Origin of the sequence: Microbacterium sp. zg-Y625 (assembly GCF_030246925.1) — a bacterium.
Taxonomy (GTDB): domain Bacteria; phylum Actinomycetota; class Actinomycetes; order Actinomycetales; family Microbacteriaceae; genus Microbacterium; species Microbacterium jiangjiandongii.
On sequence record NZ_CP126740.1, the window covers coordinates 845,187 to 866,579 of the forward strand.

The following is a 21,393-nucleotide window of genomic DNA, read 5'->3' on the forward strand; positions in this document are numbered from 1 at the left end:
GGGCGCGGAGGATCAGAAGCGCCCCCCTCCGCGGCGGCCGCGGGTGCCCCCGCCACCGAAACTGCCGGGGCGGAACGAGCCGCCGCCGCTGCGACCGCGGCTGCTGCCGCCGCCGCCCATCATGCCGCCGAAGCCGCCGCCGCCACGGGAGCGGCCGCCTCCGCCGCTGAGCAGCGAGTTGATGACGATGCCGCCGAGCACGGCGCCGAGCATGCCGTTGTCGCCGCCCCCGCCGCCGCCGAAGCCCCCGCCGAAGCCCCCGCCGCCGAAGCCGCCGACGTCGTTCTGGGCGTACTGGATCGCCTGCGCGGCCAGCTGGTGCGACCGCTGCGCGAGGGGGAGCGCCTGCTCGGGCGAGGTCGCGGCCAGCTGCTGCGCCTGCGCGAGCGCCGCGGTCGCCTCGGCCAGCCGCGTGCGGGCCTGGGCGCCGACGGCGCCGCGGCGTGCCGATACGTAGTCCTCGGCGGCCGACACCTGGGCCTGCGCCTGCGCGAGCTGCTGACCGAGCATCTGCTGCGCGCGCTGGGCGCGCTCCTGCGCGGTGCGGACGGCCGCGACGACGCCGTCGATGCGGGTGTTGGCCGTCTCGAGAGCCTCCAGGGTGACCAGCGGTCGCTTGGCCGCGGTGGCCAGGTTCTGCCGCGCCGTGTCGACCTGCTGGCGCGTCGCGGCCACGGCCGCCGCGACCTGACCGTCGCTGTCGGGGAGCGAGGCGGCGACGGCCATGTCGTGCTCGAGGTCGGCGATGAGTGCGACGGCATCCTTCTCGGCCTTGCCGAGGTCGGCCTGCAGGCGCCCGATGGCGTCTTCGAGGAGGGCGGCCTGCTCGACGGCGTCTTCGGCCGCGCGGATGCCGACGGCCGCGGTGCCGCCGTCGCCTGCGGCGACGGCGCTGGCCGCCTGCGCCAGCTGCTCGTCCGCGAACGCGATCCGCTCGCGGGCCTGCTGCGGGTTGTCGGCGACCGTCGCCAGCGCCTCGGGCGCATAGTCGGAGTGCAGCGCCTGCAATGCCGCTTCGGCGGCATCCAGTCGTGCGGCTACGGCCGTCCGCTGCTCCTGCACGCGGGTGAGCGCCTCGGGCGCGTTCTGCTCGAGCTTGCGCAGCTCGTCGAAGTCGGCGGCCTTCTCATCGAGACCGGCATCCGCCTGCTCGCACAGCCGCAGGATCTCGGTGTTCCACTCCCGCACCTGCTGCTCGGTGTCGGGCTCGGAGTCGTCGAGCCGCTGCTGGAGCGTGAAGGCCTGGGTGAGGTTGTCCTTCGCTGACGCCAGTGCCTGCTGGAATTCGACCGTGGCCTGGTCGCCGAACTGCGCGCGCGCGAAGCCCAGCTCCTGCTCGCTGGTGCGGACGGCATCATCGGTGGCCACGAGCGCCGACGCGGCACGTCGTTCCAGCTCGGCGAGGGGGATCTGCTCGACCGCCTCGCCCTTCGGGCCGCGGCCGCCGGCGGCCTTGGAGCGGCGCGAGCGAACGACGAGCAGGACGACGATCGCGACGGCGACGGCGCCGAGTGCGATCCACAGCCACGTGCCGCTCCCGCCGGGCTCGAGGTCGGACTCGAAGCGGTCCGCGGCGAGCTCGATGGCGCCGCTGTAATCATCGGCTCCCAGCAGGGGTCGCATCGCCTCTTCCGCTGCGGTGAGCTCGCTGTCGCTGAGGGGGCCGTCCTGATCGGCGGAGATGTAGTACTGCCGGCCCTCTGTGGCGATGGCCAGCAGGTACTGCTTCTGCCCCAGGCCGTTGCCGAGCGCGACGGCATCCGCCCACTCCTGGCGGTCCGAGGGATTGGTGAACTCGTTCACGAGGACGACGAAGAGGTCGACCCCGGTCGCGTCGTAGAGTCCGTCGAGGCGGTCCTCCACCGCGGACGCCTCGCCACCGGTGAGCACGTCGGCCTGGTCGAGCAGGCGCGACGCCCCCAGCTGCACGGGGTCGGTCGCCGCGGCGCTGACGGTCGTGGCGGACAGGAGCACGGCAGCAACGGCCGTGAGAATCATGGCCCAGCGCCTGCGCATCGCGTCCCCTTCCGAGGCGCGACGAAGCACCTCGTTTCGAGTCTATGCACCCGGCCCCCTGCCCGTGGTAGTCGGGAGGCTGTGAGATGACGATGAAGCGGGGTGCGGCGCCCGGCGGCGGGTCGCCCGGGGCTCCGCCCACGTGGCGGGTACGCTCTGGCCCCCGGAGGACACATGGACCACGACCGATACGGCAGCGACGTGCTCGCGTCCGGATGGCGCACTGCAGGGCGACGCGAGATCCCGAACGTGCCGGCCTCACGCGATCTCGTGGTCGAGGTGGCCGGCGACGGCTTCTGCGGCGCTGTCACCGGGGTGCAGGCGGGACTGGTGGAGCTGGAGGATCGCGTCGGCCGGCGCCGGCAGTTCCCGCTCGGCGGCGGCTTCCTCATCGACGGCGCCCCCGTGCGACTCGTCGTGCCGACGGCCGGTCCGAAGCCGCGCACCCGCACGGCGTCCGGGTCGTTCGCCGCGCCGCAGGAGCGCGCCCGGGTCGCGCGCGCCAGTCGCATCCTCGTCGAGGGTCGCCACGACGCCGAGCTGGTGGAGAAGGTGTGGGGAGCCGACCTGCGCGTCGAGGGGGTCGTCGTCGAGTACCTCGAGGGCATCGACCTGCTCGAACAGACGCTGCGGGACGAGCCGCCGGGACCCGAGCGCCGATACGGGGTGCTCGTGGACCACCTCGTCCCCGGCTCCAAGGAGCAGCGCATCGCCGACGCCGTCGCACGCGGCCCGCATGGCGCCCACGTGCTGGTGGTCGGTCACCCGCACGTGGACGTGTGGGAGTGCGTGCTGCCGCGCGCCGTCGGCATCCCGGCATGGCCCAAAGTCCCCCGCGGCATCGACTGGAAGACCGGTGTGTGCCGGGCTCTCGGCTGGCCCGCTGAGGAGCAGGCCGACATCGCCCGGGCGTGGCAGCGGATCCTCGGGAGCGTCCACACCTTCCGCGACCTCGACCCGGCCCTGCTCGGGCGGGTGGAGCAGCTCATCGACTTCGTCACGCAGGAGGACTGATCCGTCGTGGGGCGGGCGGGGCGGCACCGGTAGCCTTGGCGTATGCCGGATCCTGAGCCCGACGCGGACCCGACCGCCGACCCCGACGCCCCGTTCCGAAAGCGCACGGTGTCGTTCGTGCGCCGCAGCGGCCGCATGTCCGAGGCGCAGGAGCGCGCCTGGCGCGAGCTCGCCCCGTTCTACGCGCTGCCGCTGCAGCGCGACGGCGCGACGACCAGCGTGCGCGCGGGCTCCGAGGTCGACCCGGCAGAGGTCTTCGGGCGTACCGCCCCGCTGGTCGTCGAGATCGGCTCGGGCCAGGGACACGCGATCGTGCACGCGGCAGCCGCGCACCCCGAGGTGGACTTTCTGGCGGTCGAGGTGTTCAAGGCGGGGCTCGCCCGCACCATGCTCGACGCCGGGCGCGAAGGCCTGCGAAACCTGCGGGTCGTCGAGGCCAATGCCCCCGAGGTGCTCGAGCACCTGCTGCCGGAGGCCTCGGCGCAGGAACTCTGGGTGTTCTTCCCCGATCCGTGGCACAAGAAGAAGCACACCAAGCGCCGCCTGGTCGCGCCGCCCTTCACCGCGCTCGCCGCCCGCGTGCTGCGCGACGGCGGTCTGCTGCGGCTCGCGACCGACTGGGAGGACTACGCGCTGCAGATGAGCGAGGTCATGGACGAGGCCGCCGACTTCGAGCCCGCGTTCGCGGGCACGTGGGCGCCTCGGTTCGAGGGGCGCGTCGTCACCGCCTTCGAGCGCAAGGGCGCCGCGAAGGGCCGGGACATCCGCGACCTGGTCTATCGACGGAAGGCGCGCGCATGAAGACGGTCGTCCCGGTCACGCGGCCGCTGGTGTCCCTCGCCACCGTGCCGGCGCTGCTGGTGTGCCTGGCCGCTCCCGCGTTCTTCGTACTGCTGCAGCCGCTGCTGGGGTGGGCGCTCCTCATCGCGGGGCTCGTCGTGGCGGCCCTCGTGGAACGGCGCGGCGGGCGGGATGCCGCGCTCGCGGCATCCGACACGCGTCCGCCGAGCCTCGTGCGTGATCTGTCGCTCATCGCGGTCGGCATGGTCGTCGTCAGCCTCATCGACCTGAAGGCCGAGCTCGACAACGCTGCGATGGTGCGGTTCACCCTCGCCCTCGGCGGCGCCGTGGTCGTGCCGTACGTCATCTCGCGCTGGGTGTACCGGGACCGGGCGATCTCGTTCCCGTGGCGCGGGGGAGGGCGGTGGAGCACCTTCCAGTGGGTGTGGCTCGTGCTCGTGCTGGTGCTGGGCTGGCTGATCCTGCCGTTTTACTTCATCACCTCGGGCGTCTACATGAACTGGCCGGTGGTGGACACCCCGGATCTCATCGCGCGCCTGTTCGTCGGGGTCGGGGCCGTCGGCATCTGGGACGAGCTGTTCTTCATCTGCACCGTGTTCGCACTGCTGCGCCGCCACTTCGCCGACCTGTCGGCGAACCTGCTGCAGGCCATCGTGTTCGTGTCGTTCCTGTGGGAGCTGGGCTACCGCGAATGGGGGCCGGCGCTGACGATCCCGTTCGCGCTGCTGCAGGGGTACATCTTCCTGCGCACGCGCTCGCTCGCGTACGTCGTCACGGTGCACCTGCTCTTCGACGCCGTGGTGTTCGCCGTGCTCGTGCACGCGCACAACCCGGGGCTGCTCGACGCGATCTTCTTCGTCTCGCCCTGAGGGGCGGGGTCCGGCGTGCACAACGTCGGCACCCTCGCGTCGTCGCGTGCAAAACCGGCGGGTTCGGGGCGTTCGCTGCCGGGCGTGGCGACGTTGTGCACGTCGCAGATCGGCGCCGGCGGGGCCGTGGGTGCCGCGACGCGGAGTCTGCCGGGCCGCTGCTCGGCGGGGTCGGGGCGGGGACGCCGGCCCCGGCGTGCACAACGTCGGCATATCGCGACGGCGGGGGCGGAATCAGTCGGTTCGGGGCGCCCCACCGGCGAGTTGGCGACATTGTGCACGCTGCCGGGCGCTGCCCTCCCTCGGGCCGCCGCGGCCCGTTCGCGAGGAGGGCGGCGGTACCATCGCTGGTGGATCCCGACCGGATCCCCGGACGACGGTTCAGTACCCGGTGAGCGACAAGACTGGCCACGGAGGCTGTGTCATGTCGTGGATCGTTCTCATCGTGTCGGGGGTTCTCGAGGCCGTCTGGGCGACGGCCCTGGGCAAGTCCGAGGGCTTCACCAAGCTCTGGCCATCGGTGGTCTTCGGCGTCGCTCTCGTGCTGAGCATGGGCGGCCTCGCGTACGCCATGCGCGAGATCTCGACCGGCACCGCGTACGCCGTCTGGGTCGGCATCGGGGCGTCGATCACCGTCGTCTACGCGATGATCACCGGCGACGAGGACTTCTCGCTCGTGAAGTTCCTTCTCATCCTGGGTCTCGTCGGCTGCATCGTCGGGTTGAAGCTGGTCAGCCCCGAGTGAGGCGCTGTGGATGCCGGCATCCTTCACGTTCAACCCGAGGGTGAGTCGATTCGCGGGCGAGCTCTTGACCCGGCGGGGGATCGGCGTAGCTTCGGTGTCGCGAGAAGAAAACGGAAACGTGGATACCGAGAGGTGACCGGATACGGAAACCGACACACGCAACTGATCGCCCCGGAGCTCCGGCTCCGGGGCGATCTGCGTTGTCGAGAGGGCCGTCTGGCCAGTGATAGTCTCGTTCGGTACGCCTCCGTAGCTCAGTGGATAGAGCGCCGGTTTCCGGTACCGTAGGTCGCAGGTTCGACTCCTGTCGGGGGCACCACCACCACCACTCAACACGAAGATCGCCGTCCGGATTCGGGCGGCGATTCGTCGTTGAGAGCGTGCGGTGATCAGGGGTGCGACAGGGCCCCCTCAAAAGGGAGACGCCGTCGTCCCGGCGCCCTACTTTCGACTCATGGCACAACGAGAACCAGGGACCACCATCGGCATCCTCGGCGCCGGCCAGGCAGGGAGCGCCCTCGCACGGGTCGCGATCGAAGCCGGCTACAGGGTCGCCATCGCCAACTCGCGCGGGCCGGACACCTTGCGGGGCCTCGTCGCAGAGCTCGGCCCCCAGGCGCGCGCAGCGACGGCGGCGGAGGGGGCCGCGGCGGGGGACTTCGCGTTCTTGGCGTTCCCTACGCCCCGGACGACCGCCTTCCCGTCGAAGAGCTTGCCGGGAAGGTCGTCATCGACAACAACAACTACATGGTCTGGCGCGACGGCAATTACCCGGAGGTGGATTCCGGACGCAAGACCGTGCATGAGCTGCGGCAGGAGCAGCTGCCGCGATCGATGGTCGTCAAGGCGTTCAGTCACATCCAGTTCCACGCGCGTTTCGAGATCCGCGTTCCCAGCGACGCTCTGCCCGCGATCGTCAGGCTCGCGCGCCCCGCCGGAGCCCCGGACCGCAAGGCGCTGGTGGTGTCGAGCGACTATCCGGATGCCGTCGATCTCGTGACCCGCTTCTACGACGACCTCGGTTTCGACGCCGTCGACAACAGTCCGCTGAGCGCCTCCTGGCGCAGCGCTCCCGGCACGCCGATGTGGCGCCACGCGGTCGACGGGCAGAGCAGGGAGGAGCTCATCCGCAACCTGCAACGCGCGCAACGCGCCGTGCGCTGAGAAAGCGGATGCCGGTGGTGGAATTAAGTACCGAGCGGTACTGTTTGCGCGTTCACCACTCCAGAAAGGCATCCCATGCTCGAGAGCGCGCACCAGATCAATGCCGGCATCGTCCTTCTCACCGTCGTGGCGGTCGCGTACGGCGGATGGTTCCTCGTCAGGGTCCTTTCCGGGGGCGTCCCCGCCAACGATCTTCAGAAGTCGTTCTTCCGAGCCGGACACGCCCATGCGGGAGTGCTTGTGATCCTGGGTCTGCTGACCATGGTCATCGTGCAGACGAACGATGTCGCCGAGCCGTTCGCGACCCTCTCGCTCGGAATACTGGTGGCGGCGATTCTCATGCCGGCCGGATTCTTCCTCTCGGTGATCGGCAAGGATCCGGCACGCCCCAACCGTGCGATCGCGCTGCTGTGGATCGGAGCCGGTGTGCTCACGATCGGGGCGGTTTCGGCCGGCGTCGGTCTCATCGTCCGCGGCGTGAGCGGGTGAGCACGTGAGCGCGACGGCCGCGGATCCGCTGCCCCGGCCGGACCGCTGGCACCGGCCGCTGGTGCTCTTCGCGGCCTCGATGGTGGTTCTCGCGGTGGTGGCCGCGGTGGCCGCCGTGATCGATCAGCGGCAGATCACCGGTGCGGGGGTATGGCTGAAGCCGCTGAAGTTCGCGGTGTCCGGGGCGATCTACACGCTGACCCTCGCCTGGCTCATCGGCCAGGTGCGACGTGGTCGGCGCGTCGCGGACCGTGCCGGGACGTGGGTCGTCGTCGCCCTGTCCATCGAAATCCTGCTCATCTTCGCCCTGGCTGCTGCGGCGGAGACGAGTCATTTCAACATCAGCACTCCGTGGCATACGACGGTCTGGGCGATCATGGCCGCGTCGATAGCGCTCGTCTGGGTCATGACGCTGCTCATCGCCATCGCCGTGGTGCGCAATCCCGGCCCCGACCCCGCCCGCACGTTCGCGGCGAGATCCGGAATCATCCTGGCTCTCATCGGACTGGGTCTGGGATTTCTGATGACGCTGCCCACCGCGGGCCAACTCGACGACTTCCAGGGCATCGTCGGAGCCCACGCGGTGGGCGTGCCGGACGGAGGCCCCGGGCTTCCGCTTCTGGGGTGGAGCACGACGGGTGGCGATCTGCGCATTCCCCACTTCATCGGGATGCACGCCCTGCAGGTCATCCCGCTCGCGCTTGTCGGTCTCGAACTCCTGGGGCGGAGATTCCGCTCGCTGTCGACCCGGCGCGCCCGTCTGCAGGCGCTGACGGTGGCGGTCGCCGTGTTCACGGCGACCCTCGTCACCGTGACGGTGCAGGCGCTCTCGGGTCAGTCGATCGTCCGTCCGACGGGCGGCATCCTCATCGCCGGCGCGCTGATCGCGTTCGGCGGGCTGGGGGCGCTCGCCGAGATCGTGCGGCGCAACGCCCGCTCCCCGCGCCCGGATGAGACTGAGGAACTACAGTGGCGCCATGCCCCAATCCCCAGCCGGCACAGTAGGCAGGCCCCGAGGTTTCGACGTCGATGAGGCCCTCGACAGTGCCATGTTGACGTTCTGGCAGCGGGGCTATGAAGGCGCCAGTCTCATGGATCTGACGGGGGCCATGGGCATCACCAAGACCAGCATGTACGCGGCGTTCGGGAACAAGGAAGAGCTCTTCCGAAAGGCGGTCGACCGCTACCTGGAGGGGCCCGCAGCATATGAGGCGCGGGCGGTGGAGGAGCCCACCGTGCGGGCGGTCGCCGAGACGTTCCTGCGCGGTGTCGTCGATACCACGACCCAGCCGGGGAGACCGCACGGATGCCTGCTCGTGCAGGCGGCGCTGCCGGAAAGCGAGGATGCGCAGGGTGCTCACGATCTGCTTCGAGGCGTTCGCAGCGCATCGCGGGAGCGTCTGGTCGCGCGCTTCCAGCGCGCCGTGGACGAGGGCGATCTTCCTGCAGAGGCTGATCCGGAGGCGCTCGCTCGATACCTCACCACGGTCGGTTCCGGCCTTGCGGTGCAGGCCGCCAACGGGGCCACGCGTGAGGAGCTCGAGGGCGTCGTCGAGACCACCCTTCGCAGCTGGTCGGACGTGACGGGCGCGGCGCCTTCGCGCCGGCACGCCTGAGCGCGTCCGTCAGCGCGTCCGTCAGCGCGCCGCCGCGCCCAGGTGGGCTGCCGCCCACTCGCCCAATCGGGTCAGCAGGGGGAGGAGTGCGCACCCGGCGTCGGTCAGTTCGTAGCTCACGGACACGGGCGGCCCCGGCGAGACACGGCGCACGACCAGCTGCGCTTCGGCCAGCTCGGTGAGCCGGTCGGACAGTACAGCGTCGCTGATGCCGCCCACCCCCCGCCGCAGCTCGACGAACGACATCGCTCCGCCGCGCAGCACGTCGAGGATCATCCCGTTCCAGCGCTTGCCGAGGACGGAGAAGGCGAGGCTGACGGCTGCGTCACACTGGCGCCCCTCGTGTCCCTCATCACCCACACCCCGACTCTATCGTGCTAGCGTTTCGCTTGTCGCTATGTTTTTCGTAGTGACTCCTGAAACCCAAGCCCCTTGATCGGAGATTCATGTCCCTCTTCCGACTGGATGCCAGCATCTTCCCCTCCATGTCGTCGAGCCGTGCCCTGGCCGACCTCGTCGAAGCCGAATGGCTCGCTGCGCACCCGGATTCCGTCGTCACCCGGCGCGATCTCAGCCTCGACCCGGTGCCCGCCACGGCGTGGGTCGATGCCGTGACGGCGCCGGGCGTGCCCGAGGCCGAGCGAACCGAGCGGCAGCAGGCGGCGGTGGATCTGGCCACGACGTTCGCCGACGAGCTGACCGCCGCCGACGCGCTGCTGTTCGCCGTTCCGCTGTACAACTACGGCGTCTCACAGCATTTCAAGACGTGGTTCGACCTGGCGTACACCGACCCGCGTATCAACCCGCAGGGCACCGCGCTGCAGGGCAAGCCCGCGACGCTCGTCACCGTGCTGGGCGGCAACTATTCCCCCGGCAGCCCCAAGGAAGGCTGGGACCACTCCACGGCGTGGCTGCGTCGCGTGCTCGAGGACGTCTGGGGGCTCGACCTGCGCGTCGTCCAGCGGCCGTTCACGCTGGTCGGCGTGAACCCCGCGATGGATGCCTTCGCCGACACGGCCGCGGCGCTCAAGGCCGACGCGGAGCAGCACGCCGTGCGCTCCGGGCGCGAGATCGCCGCCGCGCACAGCGCGCGCGTGGCCTGACCGCCAGCGCCCTCGCCGCCGAGTGCGGCGGCTGCGGAGGCGACGACGGGCGGCCGAGACAGCGGGTGATTCCCGCGGTCTCGGCCGCCCGCTGTGGTCACGCGTGCGGCATCCCCTCCGTCCTTGCTGCGTGAGCATCGCCGCCGCTCCCGACGGCCAGGGCTGCCTGCGCCTGCGCCTGCGTTCGCAGGTAGGCCCCGGGTGTCACGCCGGCGACGGCACGGAAGTCGTTCGTGAGGTGCGCCTGGTCGACGTAGCCGAGTTCGACGGCGATGTCGGCGAGGCTCCCGTGCTCGGTCGAAAGGCGCCGGACGACCTCCTGCAGGCGCACACGGCGAGCGATCTCACTCGGACCGCGCCCGACGTGGGCATGCAGCGCGCGCTGCAGCGTCCGGACGCCCACCCCGAGCGCATCGGCCACGTCAGATGTCCTCCGCACGTGCGGCCGCGCGGCGATGGCGTCGAGCCCGGCGTTCGCCAACCGCTGCGACGGCGCCAGCGGACGCTCGGCGCGCAGTTCCCGCACCAGCGCGTCTGCGGCCTCGGCGCGCGCGGTGGGTCCCGGCGTGGCCGCGATCTGCTCGAGGAGCCGGTGACACCGGCCGTCGAGGTCGGCGGTCACCTCTCGTTCGTGGGGGAGTGACCACGCCGCGAGGTCGGACACCACGGCGAGGCCGGCGGGACGCAGCCGGATCGCGAACACACCCCCGACGCCGCTGATCGTGCGCGTCCAGGCCGTGGACCGCGCCGACGTCACCACGAGCGGCGCGAAGACGTCGCCCCGTTCGATGCTGAGCGTGATCGACGGGTGGTCGATGATCCGCTGATCGATGGACTCCCCGGGCTCGAGTCGCCACGTCACCGCCCAGTAGGTGTCCACAACGTCGCGGACGTCTTCGGCCGGCGGGATCCACTGGGCGCGGAAGCGCTCGAGATTCTGCGGCTGCAGCACTCCGGAGCGCTCGGCCGTGCCGATGGCTCTCGTGCGTGCGCCCTGCATGGCGCAATTCTGCAATACCGGCGGGGACGGCGCGCTGCAGGATGTGGTCATGACGACGAACTACCGCAGCACCTTCATCGCCACGGCGCCCGACTGCCCCGTGCCTGTCGCAGAGGTGCCGCCCGCGGGCGCGAAGCCGAGCGTGGCATCCCTGCAGTACGAGCTGATCCACGATCACCCGTACGAGAGGACCTCCGACGAGATCCTCTTCGAGGTGTACGCCCTGCGCACCGGGATCACCGATTCCGAGCGGTCCGCGGAATGGGATCGCTTCTTCGCGAAGGATCAGGCGTGCCTGCGGGCCTCTCCGCTGGCCAAGCGGTACGGCTGGGGGTTCCACCACGACGAGCAGGGCCGCGTCGCGCTGGTCCCGCTCGGCAGTGCCGAGTACGCCGCTCTGGCCGAGCGCGGTGATCTCACCCAGAAATCCGCGATGCGCTCGTCGCGGAGGTGACCGTCTAGGCGAGGGTGCGCGGGGATCGGATCAGCGCGCCGGCGGCGAGGAACACCGCCGCGGCGATCACGTGCGCGGCCACCCACCAGGGGCCGGCGAACTCGAACGGATACAGCGGGTTCCACACGATCGCGATCGCCAGCATGACCGGCATCCACCACCACTGCCGCGCCTGCAGGGCGAACCAGCCGATGATGACGGCGAGGATCGCCACGATGAAGCGGATCGCGAGGTAGTACTCGTGGCTGAGGAGCGCGATCCCGGCCACGCATGCGATGGCGGCGAGGATCGCGGGGGCGAGTGCGTTGCGCTGGTACTCGGGCGCCGCGCGGGTCTGCGGGGAGGGCACGGGGGGCTCCGTTCGTGTGGCTCTTCCCAGTCTGACGGGTTCCGCCGAGTGTCCGGTTCACTCCCGGCCGCGCGCCGCCGTGGCATCCGCTCGCGCGGGGCGGATGTAGAAGCAGTCCGGGAACCTCGTGGCCGCCGCCTGCCACCCCTGCGCGGGGGAGGGCATCGGCCGGGCCGAGAACACCGAGACCCGCGTGATGTCCCACGCCTCGTCGTCCCTCTCGAGCACGTGCTCACCGTGGCGGGCGTCGATGAGTCGCCAGCCCTGGGCGCCCGCCTCGGCGAGATGGTGCATCTCTTCGGCGCGCGTCACCGGACCGAGGATGCGGCTGGATCCCTTCGGCTCGTCGTGCTGGATGTAGTGCGGGTCGAAGCGCTGCTGCACAGCCTGCCGTGACGTGCCGAGGAGGGTGCCGATCTTCGCCCAGCTGACGCCGGCTTCGTGCGCGGCCCGCACGGCCTGCCCTTGCAGGTCCGCCGATACGCGGGCGATGTCGTGGAACGCCGTCACCGCGGCGAGCAGCTCGTCGGTCGTCGCGCCGGCCTGTCCCGGGGGAGCGCCGTGCCGCGCCGCCAGCCGCGACAGCTCGACGGCCAGATCGGCGTCGGCCTCGGTCGTCACGGTCGCGGTTTCCCGTCGCCGGGGCGCCACGATCCGGCCCGGGAGGCAGCGGACGACCGCTGCGAATGCCGGGTGATCAGCCACGCGATGCCGGCGATCACGACGGCCCAGCCTGCCACGGTCATCACGAGCCCGGGGATGCTCGTTCCCACGAAGAGCCCGACGAGCCCCAGGCCGAGGCCGACCACGATGGCTGCGATCACGAGGCGGCGAGTCTTCTGCACGTGCGCTTCTGCGTTCATTCGGCAAGGCTAGCTTGCACGTCTACGCGAGGCAAGATTTCCTTGCGTATCCGTCGCCGCTATCGCTGCGGGGCGGGGTGGCGCGACCGAGCGAGGCGGGTCGGCGCTCGTAAGCTGAACGGATGCCACCGGCGACCGCGACCGCACCGCTCGCGGCGTGGCGGTTCTCCGGAACGCTGCGGCATTACCAGGCCGATGTGCTCGACCGCGTCGACGTCGCGGCGGGCTCGTCGCTGCACATCGTGGCGCCGCCGGGGTCGGGGAAGACCCTGCTCGGGCTGCTGCTGGCCGCCCGCCGTGGCCGCTGTGCGGTCGTGCTGACGCCGACCACGACGATCCGCACGCAGTGGGCCGCCACCGCGGCGACCCTCGCGCCCGACCAGAGCGCGGTGTCCGAAGACCCGGACAGCCTCGGGGACTTCACGGCGCTGACCTACCAGGCACTCAGCGTCCTCGACACCGCCAACCCGTTCGCGGGGCTCGCCCGCAGCCGGTGGCGCGATGAGCTCGAGTCGGACGGCCGATCGCCGGATGCCGCGGCACAGTGGCTCGACGACCTCGCGTCGGGAAATCCCGCGGCCTACCGCCGCGGCATCGCGGGCCGCTCCCGGACGCTGCGACGACGGCTCGTGCGTGAGGACCCCGAGGTGCTCGCGACGGCCCTGCACCCGAACGCCCTCGCGCTGATCGACCGACTGGTTGCCCATGGCGTCGAGACCGTGGTGCTCGACGAATGCCACCACCTGCTCGACCATTGGGCGCTTGTGGTCGCGACCCTCGTCGCCCGTCTGCGGGCTGCGGGGCGCGAGCCGCTGCTGATCGGACTCACCGCGACGCTCCCGTCACCCGATGACGCCGACGAGTACGACAACTACACCTCGCTCCTCGGCGACGTCGACTACGAGGTGCCCGTGCCGGCGGTCGTGCGCGAGGGCAACCTCGCGCCCTACCGCGACCTCGTGCGCTTCGTCGAGCCGACCCGCGACGAGCTCGCCTTCCTCTCCGGTCACGCGGAGGGGCTCGCCGTGCTGCTGCGGACGACCTTCGCGGGCGACACCGGTCTGCAGTTCCTCGTCGACACCCTGCAACCCGCCCTGCCGCCGTCACCGCCGCGCGACCCGCTCGAGCCGCCGCCTGCGACCCCCTCGACCGTCGACGCCGCCGACCACGCCGTCGATGCGCGCCTGGCAGTGGCGTTCGCCGACGACTTCGCCGCCGCCGAGGCGGCAGCGGCGATGCTGGCCACGGCGGCGCCGCGGCATCCGCTCGTCTCCCATCTGCCCGACGTGGCGCGGCGGCCGCCCAGCGCCGACGAGACGCTGCGGCTGCTCGCACGCTTCGCGCTGGACCGGCTGCTGCCCGATCCGGGGGCCGAGCGGCAGTGGCATCGCATCCGTCGCACGCTCGCCGACTTCGGGTATGCGCTCAGCGATCGGGGGGTGCGGCGCACGCGCGACCCGGTCGACACCATGCTCGCGTCGTCGCTGGCGAAGGACCACGCCGCGTGCGACATCCTGCGGCTGGAGCGCGAGGCACTGGGCGACGAGCGGCTGCGCGCACTGGTGGTCACCGACTTCGCGTCGCACGGCAACAAGCACGGCGGGCTCGTCGGCACCGCCGGAGCTCTCCGCACCTTCACGTCGCTGGTGAACGACGTCGCGACCTCCGGGCTGCGTGCGATCCTCGTCACCGGCAGCCACGCGCGCATCGCCACGCGCGACGTGGACGTGCTCGTCTCAGTGCTCGGGGACGAGCTGGGCGTGCCGGTCGCGGCGGCCCCGCTGATCGAGGCGGCGGAGGTGTCGGAACTGCACGCGCCGGGCGCCGGTGTCGCCGCCCTCGTGCGCGCGGCATCGGTGCTGCTCACGCGGGGGACCGTGCAGGTGGTGGTCGGCACCCGTGGCCTCTTCGGCGAGGGGTGGGACTGCCCTGCGGTCAACACCCTCATCGACCTGACCGCAGTGTCGACGGCGTCGGCCACGCAGCAGCTGCGGGGGCGCACGCTGCGCCTCGACCCCGCCTGGCCCGAGAAGGTCGCCCACAACTGGACGGTCACGGCGCTGCTGCCGCCGACGTTCCCGCTGTCGGCGCAACCGGACGCCACGCGGCTGCGCCGCAAGCACGCCCGCCTGTGGGGCCTCGACGCCGATGACCCGTCGCGGGTCGTACGGGGCACGTCGATCGCCATGCCCGCCCGCCAGCGGGCCGGATTGGCGGCGGTCGTGGCGAAGGATGCCGCGGCATCCGTCGCCGCCCTCAACGCCCTCGGCATGCCGCCGGCGCGCTCTGTCACGCGGACGCACTGGCGGATCGGCGAGCCCTACGTCGACCGCGAGAGTGTGAGCGCGCTCGTTCCGCGCCACCGGGAGGCTCCGCTGTTCCGCACGAGCCGGCCGGTGTCGCGTGCGCTGGGCGGCGCGTTCGCTGGGACGGCCGCGGCAGCCGGCGCGGGGAGCGCCACCCTGGGGCTCGCGGTCGGTGCCGCCATGGGCCCGGAGGCAGGGACGGTGGCCGGCGCCGCTCTGCTGCTGGCCGGCATCGTGCCGGCCGTCGAACTCGGCCGCGGCTGGCGGGCGGCGCGTGCGCAGCTCGCCGGCGGCGCGGAGCCGTATCGGCGCATCGCCGGGATCGTGTGGGAGGCGCTGCGCCGCGCGGGCCGCGTCGCCGATGAGCCGGTGACGATCGCGGCGACGGAGGCGGAGCTCGACGACGGGACCGGCGAGATCGCGATCGAGGCCGTGTCGGCATCCCTCACCGATCAGCGCACGCTCGCCGACGCGCTGGGGGAGCTGTTCGGCCCCGTGCGCACGCCGCGCTTCCTGCTCGAGACCGGCAGCGGTGGACGGTCGGCGTTCGTCCGGGGCGTGCTGCGCCGCGTCGCCCGGCGGCGGACCGAGGGGCACTTCGTGCCGGTGCCGTCGCTCATCGGGCGTCGCCGACGGGATGCCGAGGAGTTCGCCGCGGCGTGGGAGCGCGAGCTCGGGCCGTGCGTGCTGCACGCGATGGACGGTCCCGGTCAGCTCGCGCTCATGGCCCGCGCTCGTCGCGGAGGTGGGGGGCTCGTGCCCGCGACCTCACGCGACCAGTGGCAGTGACGCTCGGTCGACGCGAACGGCCCGGCGGTCACATCGCGGATGCGGCGCGCAGGGCTCGACCGCGTGACAGCGGCGGACGGGTCGCTATCGGGCTCAGACCACCTGGGTGCCGCACATGCCGCACAGCCCGGTCGCCGATACCTCCACGAAGCAGTTCGGGCACATCGCCCGGGGGGCTTCGTCGACCGAAGAGCTGCGACGCACCGCGGGGGTGCGCTCCGGGCGCGCCGCAGGGCGCGCGGTGGAACGGGACTTGCGCGCCGGGGCGGCGACGGGAGCCGGTGCCGGCTTCTCGATCGCGGGAAGGTGCTGCGCGCAGTAGAACCGCACGAAGCCGTCGTGGTGCTTGGGATGCCGGTGCTTGATCGCCCACAGCTCCGTGCGGGGGATCGGGTCGGCCTCGGTACGGCAGGCGACGCAGTGCGCCGGATCTCCCGGTACCACGTCCGCGACGACCACCGGGGTCTCGAAGGGGACAGCGTCCCGCCAGTCTGCTGATGCGACGATCTTCATGCTCAGAGGCCTCTTTCTCCCCTCCGAGCCTACGCCCGTCTGATCAGGGCTGACGCCACTGGTCGCTTTCGAGGTGCGATCCGGCCTGCGGGCCCATCTGCAGCATGCCGCCGTCGACGGGCCAGCTGACCCCCGTCACGTACGAGGCGGCGGGGGATGCGAGGAAGGCGACGACCGCCGCGATCTCCTCCGGGCGGCCGGGCCGCGCCAGCGGAATGCCGGGTCGGTGGGTCTGCTCCGCGTCCGCGGATTCCATGTCGTTCATCGGGGTCGCGATCTCGCCCGGGGCGACGGCGTTGACGGTGATCTGCCGGTCGCCGAGCTCCTGCGCCATGGTCTTCACGAGCCCGCCCAGGCCGTGTTTGGCGGCGACGTACGCGGCGGAGCCCACCCGCGGCTGGTGCTCGTGCACGCTCGTGATCGCGACGATGCGGCCGCCGCGGCCCGCGTCGGCCATGCGCCGGGCGGCCCACTGCATGCCGACGAAGGCGCCGTCGAGGTTGAGGGCGACCGTCGAACGCCACTCGTCCAGCGACAGGTCGAGCACGCCGGTGCCGCCGCCGCCCCCGGCGTTGTTGACGAAGACGTCGACGCCGCCGAGTTCCTCGGCCAGCCGCTCGAGCACCTGGGACGCGCCGACCAGGTCGGTCGCGTCGAACTGCGTGACGACGGCGCGTGCGCCGCGGGCGCGCACGGCCTCGGCTGTCTGCTGAGCACCTTCTTCGTCGGAGTGCCAGGTGATGCCGACGTCGAGCCCTGCCTCGGCCAGGGCGATGGCGGTCGCGGCGCCGATGCCGGAGTCCGAAGCGGTCACGATGGCGTGGGTGGGGGAGAAGGTCGCGTCCATGTTCCGACGCTAGGGAGGGATTCGGCCCGGATCACGGGGCTTTACAGGCAGATGCCGCTGCGTTATGACACCGCTCGGCGTCAGGGCACGAGGGGGCTCACGGTGCTGTCCGCCGCGGCATCCGTCGTGACCGAGATGCCGGCGATCGCCTCGATGAGCCGGGACGCGAGGTAGGCGTGGCCGGCGGTGGACGGGTGGTCGCGGCCGACGTCGGAGGTGTCGATGACGTCGAGGTACCGAGAAGGGGTGATCCACTCCTCGGCGAGCGGGGAGACGTACCACCAGCCGCGAGCCGCGGCGAGCTCGCGCAGGTCGGCGTCGATGCGCGCCGTCTCGCGTTCCACGGGCAGCACCTGCGGCGCAGGTCCCAGCACCACGATCTGCGCATCGGGGTACGTCGACCTCAGGTCGTCCCAGGCGGCGCTGACCGCCTCGCGGTAGCCCTCCGCGCCCAGCCGGCGGTCGTTGATGGATCCCTGCAGGATCGCGAGGTCCGGGCGCAGCGCAGCGTCGAGCGCCGCGATCCGCTCGCCGAAGGAGCCGCCGTCGATGCCGGGCTTCAGGTACCCGCTGCCGCGGACGCCGTCGACGACCGCATCCCACCCGAGCGTCTCGGCGGCGACGTACGCGTAGCCGCGCGTCGGGTCGCTTGCCGCGGACCCGTAGGTCCACGAGTCGCCGAAGACCAGCACACGGGGTGTTGCGGGCAGCTCGAGCGCCGCCGGTGTGACGGCGGCGACCGCTCCCGGTGCGCCGGCGGCGGGCGCCGAGGCCGCCTGCCAGGGCCGCCAGAGCCCGAGGACGCAGATCGCGGCGACGGCGGCGGCCAGCAGCACGATCGGCCACGCAGGGCGTCGGGATCGCGCGTGGCTGTCTACCGTCACGCTCCGAGAGTAGGGCACGCCGGAGCGGGCGCCGACACCGCCGTGGACGGCAGCCGTCGACGCCGCGGCCGAGGGGTCGATGCGCCGTGCGAGGATAGCCCGGTGCATCGCAAAGTGACCGCCGAACTCGACCTGGAACTGGGGTCCGACGTCGACCTCATCCTTCAGATCTCCGCGGCGCGCACGGCGCACCTCGTGACCGAGCAGCTGACCCTGCACCAGGGCGGGCGGGACCGCACGCCGACCGAGATCGTCGACCCCGCCGGGGGCCGGCTTCACCGCCTGCGCGGCGAGCCGGGAGAGCTGCGGGTGCGGTACGAGGCGGTGCTCGACATCGCGCCCGGAACGGCGCCGCACACCGACCTCGAGACGATCACCTATCTGCGCCCCAGCCGGTACTGCCAATCCGACGAGCTGTTCGCGCAGGCGCGCCGTCAGTTCCGCGGGCTCTCGGGCCGGGATCTCGTCGCCGCCATCGAGGACTTCGTGGCCAGGAGCACGACGTACACGCTGGGACTGAGTCAGGGCACCGACTCGGCGGTGACGACCCTCAGCACCGGCCAGGGCGTCTGCCGCGATTACGCCCACCTGGTGATCGCGCTGCTGCGGGCGATGGACGTGCCCGCCCGCTATGCCGCCTGCTACGCGCCGGGGCTTCGTCCCATGGATTTCCACGCCGTCGCCGAGGCGTACCTCGACGGCGCCTGGTACGTCATCGACGCCACCCGGCTGTCGCATCGCGGGTCGCTCGTGCGCATCGCGACGGGACGGGATGCCGCCGACTGCGCGTTCCTGAGCTACCACGGCGGCTACGTCGGGCTCACCCGCATGTACGTGGACGCCTGGCTCGTCCCCGAAGACGCCGAGGACGCCGCCTCGCAGGCCGCCGCTGCCGCGGCATCCGACCCCGCCTCGGACGATCCGTCGCAGCTGGTGCAGCTGGCCTGAGCGAGGCGGCGCGCACGCCCCGCGTAGAATCGGAGGGTTATGGATCCTGAAGCCCTCTCCGCTGTCCTGCTCGACGTCGTCCGCCCGGCCGCCGAGGCGCGACGTGCGGGCTCGACCGAGGGGCTCACGCCCGCCGATCTGCCGCTGGACCGGCCGAAGAACCGCGACCACGGCGACTGGGCGTCCAACGCCGCGCTGAAGCTCGCGAAGGCCGTGGGGGCGAACCCGCGCGAGTTCGCCGCCGAGATCGCCGAGGCGCTCGGCGCCGTCGACGGCATCGCGTCGGTCGAGGTCGCCGGCCCCGGATTCATCAACATCCGCCTGGATGCCGCCACGGCGGGTGCCCTCGCGAAGACCATCGTCGAGGCGGGTGCCGCCTTCGGTCGCAACGACAGCCAGCGCGGCAACACGATCAACCTCGAGTTCGTCAGCGCCAACCCCACCGGTCCGATGCACATCGGACACACCCGGTGGGCGGCGCTCGGTGACGCGATGGCCCGCCTGCTGCTGGCCTGTGACGCGACGCTGGTGCGCGAGTTCTACATCAACGACGCCGGTGCGCAGATGGACCGGTTCGGCGCCTCCGTGCTTGCCGCGATGAAGGGCGAGCCGACCCCGGAGGGCGGCTACGCCGGCGCCTACATCGACGAGCTCGCCCAGCGGGTGCAGGCCGCAGATCCCGGCATCCTGGACCTCCCCGCCGATGAGCAGCTGGTGGCCGCGCGCGACCGTGCCTACGACCTGCAGCTCGGCGAGCTGCAGGCGTCGCTGGCGAAGTTCAACGTCCACTTCGACGTCTTCTTCAGCGAACGGGTGCTGCACGCCCCCGGCGCCGACGGCGGACCGAGCCTCGTCGAGGAGGCCGTGGAGCGCCTGCGCGCCCAGGGCCACGTGTTCGACCAGGACGGCGCGGTGTGGGTGCGCACCACCGACTTCGGCGACGACAAGGACCGGGTCATCCGTCGCTCGAACGGCGAGTTCACCTACTTCGCCGCGGACGCCGCGTACTACCTCAACAAGAGCGACCGCGGCTTCAAGCACAAGATCTACCTGCTCGGCGCCGACCACCACGGCTACGTGCACCGTCTGAAGGCGCTCGCCGGTGCCGCCGGCGACGACCCCGAGAAGGACGTCGAGGTGCTCATCGGTCAGCTCGTCTCGATCAACGGTGCCCGCCTCTCCAAGCGCGCCGGCAACATCATCGAGCTCGACGACCTGCGCGAATGGCTCGGCACCGACGCGCTGCGGTACTCGCTCGCGCGCTATCCCGCCGACTCCCCGCTGACGCTGGATCCCGAGATCCTGCAGAAGCGCACGAACGACAACCCCGTCTTCTACGTGCAGTACGCCCACGCGCGCACCCACAACGTCACGCGCAACGCCGCCGAAAGCGGGGTGGACCGCAGCGCCTTCGCTCCCGAGCTGCTCGAGCACGAGACCGAGTCGGCGCTGCTGGGCGCCCTGCAGGAGTTCCCGCGCACCGTCGCCTTCGCCGCAGAGGTGCGCGAGCCGCACCGTGTGGCGCGCTACCTCGAGGAGCTGGCGGGCCTGTACCACCGCTGGTACGACAACTGCCGCGTGATCCCGCTGGGTGACGACCCCGTCACCGACCTGCACCGCACTCGCCTGTGGCTGAACGATGCGACCGGCCAGGTGCTGCGCAACGGCCTGGATCTGCTCGGGGTGAGTGCGCCCGAGCGCATGTGACATGACGGGCGACACGCACCCCACCCAGCCGCTGCCGGACCCGGCGGCGCAGTGGGTGCTGTCGTCGTCGGAGCCCGCCGCCCCGCAGAAGCGCCGGCGACGCGGGCTGGGTTGGGTCGTGGCGGCGGTGATCGTCGTGGTCCTCGCCGTCGCCGCGTGGTTCGTGGCGGAGGCCGTTGCGCGCAACATCGTCATCGACACGGTGCGCCAGCGGATCATCGCGGAGCTCGCCCTGCCGAAGGACCAGCAGATCGACGTGGCGCTGGAGGGCGCCGTGCTTCCGCAGCTGATCGGCGGCGCGCTGACGAGCATTCGCATCTCGTCCGACGACGTGCGTCAGGGGGATTTCTCCGCCGACGTCGTCGTCGAAGCGCGCGATGTTCCCATCCGCGGCGACGGCGAGATGCGCGACGCCCACGCCGTCGTCACGCTCGACGAGTCCCAGCTGCGCGGGCTGCTCTCTGCCGTGGAGGATTTCCCCGTCGAGACGGTCGGCATCGCCGCCCCCGACATCACCGCCAGCATCGAGCTGTCACTGTTCGGCGCGAAGGTCCCCGTCGGGCTGTCGCTGACCCCGAGCGCCGAGGAGGGGGAGCTGGTGCTGACCCCCACATCGATCCAGGTCGCCGGTTCCGACATCACGGCCGACGAGCTGCGGCGCCAGTTCGGAATCGTCTCCAACGCCGTGCTGCGCGACTGGCCGGTGTGCATCGCCGAGTACCTGCCACGGGGGCTGACTCTCGCGGACGTCGCCGTGGAGGGCGACCGGCTGCGCGCCGGCTTCGACGTCGACGATCGCCTCCTCCTCGACGACGCCCTGCTGGCCGACGGCACCTGCGCCTGACCGAGGGCATCGCGCGCGTCACACTCACCGCCCCGTTCGCGGTGGTGCCCTAGACTGCTTGCACGTCGGAGC

At 71.8% G+C, this 21,393-nt stretch carries 23 protein-coding genes, 1 tRNA gene, 1 pseudogene and 1 riboswitch; of the genes and pseudogenes, 16 read left to right on the forward strand and 9 right to left on the reverse strand.

All coding sequences use genetic code 11. From position 1 onward, the window contains the following. Positions 1-12: 12 nt before the first annotated feature. Positions 13-1,998, reverse strand: coding sequence for a TPM domain-containing protein (locus QNO14_RS03715; RefSeq protein WP_257506784.1), 1,986 nt, complete (start codon positions 1,996-1,998; stop codon positions 13-15). Between the two features lie 192 nt (positions 1,999-2,190). Between QNO14_RS03715 and QNO14_RS03720 the strand changes: the two genes are divergently transcribed. From QNO14_RS03720 to QNO14_RS03760, 10 genes and pseudogenes are all read left to right on the forward strand, one after another. Continuing rightward, positions 2,191-3,030, forward strand: a complete 840-nt coding sequence (locus QNO14_RS03720; protein ID WP_257506785.1) for a DUF3097 domain-containing protein — start codon at positions 2,191-2,193, stop codon at positions 3,028-3,030. A gap of 42 nt (positions 3,031-3,072) precedes the next feature. Beyond that, complete coding sequence (gene trmB, locus QNO14_RS03725) at positions 3,073-3,831, forward strand: tRNA (guanosine(46)-N7)-methyltransferase TrmB (protein WP_257495078.1); 759 nt, start codon at positions 3,073-3,075, stop codon at positions 3,829-3,831. After that, complete coding sequence (locus QNO14_RS03730; protein WP_257506786.1) at positions 3,828-4,700, forward strand: CPBP family intramembrane glutamic endopeptidase; 873 nt, start codon at positions 3,828-3,830, stop codon at positions 4,698-4,700. The genes trmB and QNO14_RS03730 overlap by 4 nt, the downstream gene beginning before the upstream one ends. Before the next feature lie 348 nt (positions 4,701-5,048). Continuing rightward, positions 5,049-5,113: riboswitch (guanidine-III (ykkC-III) riboswitch) on the forward strand. An 11-nt stretch (positions 5,114-5,124) separates the two neighbouring features. After that, positions 5,125-5,445, forward strand: coding sequence for a DMT family transporter (locus tag QNO14_RS03735; protein WP_257495076.1), 321 nt, complete (start codon positions 5,125-5,127; stop codon positions 5,443-5,445). Positions 5,446-5,688: 243 nt separating this feature from the next. Next, positions 5,689-5,764: transfer RNA gene (locus tag QNO14_RS03740), tRNA-Arg, on the forward strand. A 135-nt stretch (positions 5,765-5,899) separates the two neighbouring features. After that, positions 5,900-6,094: pseudogene (locus QNO14_RS15315) on the forward strand (NAD(P)-binding domain-containing protein); the annotation flags it as partial. A 98-nt stretch (positions 6,095-6,192) separates the two neighbouring features. Continuing rightward, a complete protein-coding gene (locus QNO14_RS15320; protein WP_306815082.1) occupies positions 6,193-6,609 on the forward strand; it encodes an NAD(P)-binding domain-containing protein in 417 nt (138 codons plus the stop codon). A 75-nt stretch (positions 6,610-6,684) separates the two neighbouring features. Continuing rightward, positions 6,685-7,098, forward strand: coding sequence for a hypothetical protein (locus QNO14_RS03750; RefSeq protein ID WP_257495074.1), 414 nt, complete (start codon positions 6,685-6,687; stop codon positions 7,096-7,098). A gap of 4 nt (positions 7,099-7,102) precedes the next feature. Further along, complete coding sequence (locus QNO14_RS03755; RefSeq protein WP_257506787.1) at positions 7,103-8,131, forward strand: hypothetical protein; 1,029 nt, start codon at positions 7,103-7,105, stop codon at positions 8,129-8,131. Between the two features lie 16 nt (positions 8,132-8,147). Continuing rightward, positions 8,148-8,714 (forward strand): TetR/AcrR family transcriptional regulator, encoded by a 567-nt coding sequence (locus QNO14_RS03760; RefSeq protein ID WP_257506834.1) that lies wholly within the window; start codon positions 8,148-8,150, stop codon positions 8,712-8,714. A gap of 21 nt (positions 8,715-8,735) precedes the next feature. Here QNO14_RS03760 and QNO14_RS03765 read toward each other — a convergent pair whose 3' ends face one another. Next, on the reverse strand, positions 8,736-9,074 hold the full coding sequence (locus QNO14_RS03765) for a winged helix-turn-helix transcriptional regulator (RefSeq protein ID WP_257495071.1): 339 nt from the start codon (positions 9,072-9,074) through the stop codon (positions 8,736-8,738). Between the two features lie 86 nt (positions 9,075-9,160). Here QNO14_RS03765 and QNO14_RS03770 point away from each other — a divergent pair, with 86 nt between their 5' ends. Further along, complete coding sequence (locus QNO14_RS03770) at positions 9,161-9,817, forward strand: FMN-dependent NADH-azoreductase (protein WP_257495070.1); 657 nt, start codon at positions 9,161-9,163, stop codon at positions 9,815-9,817. 97 nt (positions 9,818-9,914) lie between these two features. On the opposite strand, the gene QNO14_RS03775 is transcribed toward QNO14_RS03770, so the two are convergent. Further along, complete coding sequence (locus QNO14_RS03775) at positions 9,915-10,817, reverse strand: helix-turn-helix domain-containing protein (protein WP_257495069.1); 903 nt, start codon at positions 10,815-10,817, stop codon at positions 9,915-9,917. Between the two features lie 49 nt (positions 10,818-10,866). Here QNO14_RS03775 and QNO14_RS03780 point away from each other — a divergent pair, with 49 nt between their 5' ends. Further along, entirely contained in the window at positions 10,867-11,271 is a 405-nt protein-coding gene (locus QNO14_RS03780; protein ID WP_257495068.1) for a DUF6157 family protein, read from the forward strand. Positions 11,272-11,275: 4 nt separating this feature from the next. On the opposite strand, the gene QNO14_RS03785 is transcribed toward QNO14_RS03780, so the two are convergent. From QNO14_RS03785 to QNO14_RS03795, 3 genes are read right to left on the reverse strand one after another with little or no spacing between them, the layout of a single operon-like run. After that, positions 11,276-11,620, reverse strand: a complete 345-nt coding sequence (locus QNO14_RS03785; protein WP_257495067.1) for a DUF6804 family protein — start codon at positions 11,618-11,620, stop codon at positions 11,276-11,278. Between the two features lie 57 nt (positions 11,621-11,677). Next, on the reverse strand, positions 11,678-12,241 hold the full coding sequence (locus tag QNO14_RS03790; protein WP_257495066.1) for a hypothetical protein: 564 nt from the start codon (positions 12,239-12,241) through the stop codon (positions 11,678-11,680). Then, entirely contained in the window at positions 12,238-12,483 is a 246-nt protein-coding gene (locus tag QNO14_RS03795; protein WP_257495065.1) for a hypothetical protein, read from the reverse strand. The genes QNO14_RS03790 and QNO14_RS03795 overlap by 4 nt, the downstream gene beginning before the upstream one ends. Before the next feature lie 122 nt (positions 12,484-12,605). Between QNO14_RS03795 and QNO14_RS03800 the strand changes: the two genes are divergently transcribed. After that, positions 12,606-15,578 carry a DEAD/DEAH box helicase family protein gene (locus QNO14_RS03800; RefSeq protein WP_257506788.1) on the forward strand — a complete coding sequence of 991 codons (2,973 nt, stop codon included), beginning with the start codon at positions 12,606-12,608 and terminating at the stop codon, positions 15,576-15,578. Positions 15,579-15,671: 93 nt separating this feature from the next. Here the strand turns inward: QNO14_RS03800 and QNO14_RS03805 are convergent, their stop codons facing one another. The 3 genes from QNO14_RS03805 to QNO14_RS03815 form a co-directional block, all read right to left on the reverse strand. After that, positions 15,672-16,091, reverse strand: a complete 420-nt coding sequence (locus QNO14_RS03805; RefSeq protein WP_257495063.1) for a glucose-6-phosphate dehydrogenase — start codon at positions 16,089-16,091, stop codon at positions 15,672-15,674. A 43-nt stretch (positions 16,092-16,134) separates the two neighbouring features. Further along, positions 16,135-16,938 (reverse strand): SDR family oxidoreductase, encoded by an 804-nt coding sequence (locus tag QNO14_RS03810; RefSeq protein ID WP_257495062.1) that lies wholly within the window; start codon positions 16,936-16,938, stop codon positions 16,135-16,137. An 80-nt stretch (positions 16,939-17,018) separates the two neighbouring features. Then, positions 17,019-17,822: an SGNH/GDSL hydrolase family protein gene (locus tag QNO14_RS03815; protein ID WP_257495061.1), complete on the reverse strand. Its 804-nt coding sequence runs from the start codon at positions 17,820-17,822 to the stop codon at positions 17,019-17,021. Between the two features lie 102 nt (positions 17,823-17,924). On the opposite strand from QNO14_RS03815, the gene QNO14_RS03820 reads away from it, so the two are divergent. From QNO14_RS03820 to QNO14_RS03830, 3 genes are read left to right on the forward strand one after another with little or no spacing between them, the layout of a single operon-like run. After that, positions 17,925-18,770 carry a transglutaminase-like domain-containing protein gene (locus QNO14_RS03820; protein ID WP_257495060.1) on the forward strand — a complete coding sequence of 282 codons (846 nt, stop codon included), beginning with the start codon at positions 17,925-17,927 and terminating at the stop codon, positions 18,768-18,770. A 39-nt stretch (positions 18,771-18,809) separates the two neighbouring features. Further along, positions 18,810-20,477: an arginine--tRNA ligase gene (locus QNO14_RS03825; protein WP_257495059.1), complete on the forward strand. Its 1,668-nt coding sequence runs from the start codon at positions 18,810-18,812 to the stop codon at positions 20,475-20,477. Between the two features lies 1 nt (position 20,478). Then, positions 20,479-21,321 (forward strand): LmeA family phospholipid-binding protein, encoded by an 843-nt coding sequence (locus QNO14_RS03830; RefSeq protein WP_257495058.1) that lies wholly within the window; start codon positions 20,479-20,481, stop codon positions 21,319-21,321. Positions 21,322-21,393 lie beyond the last annotated feature (72 nt).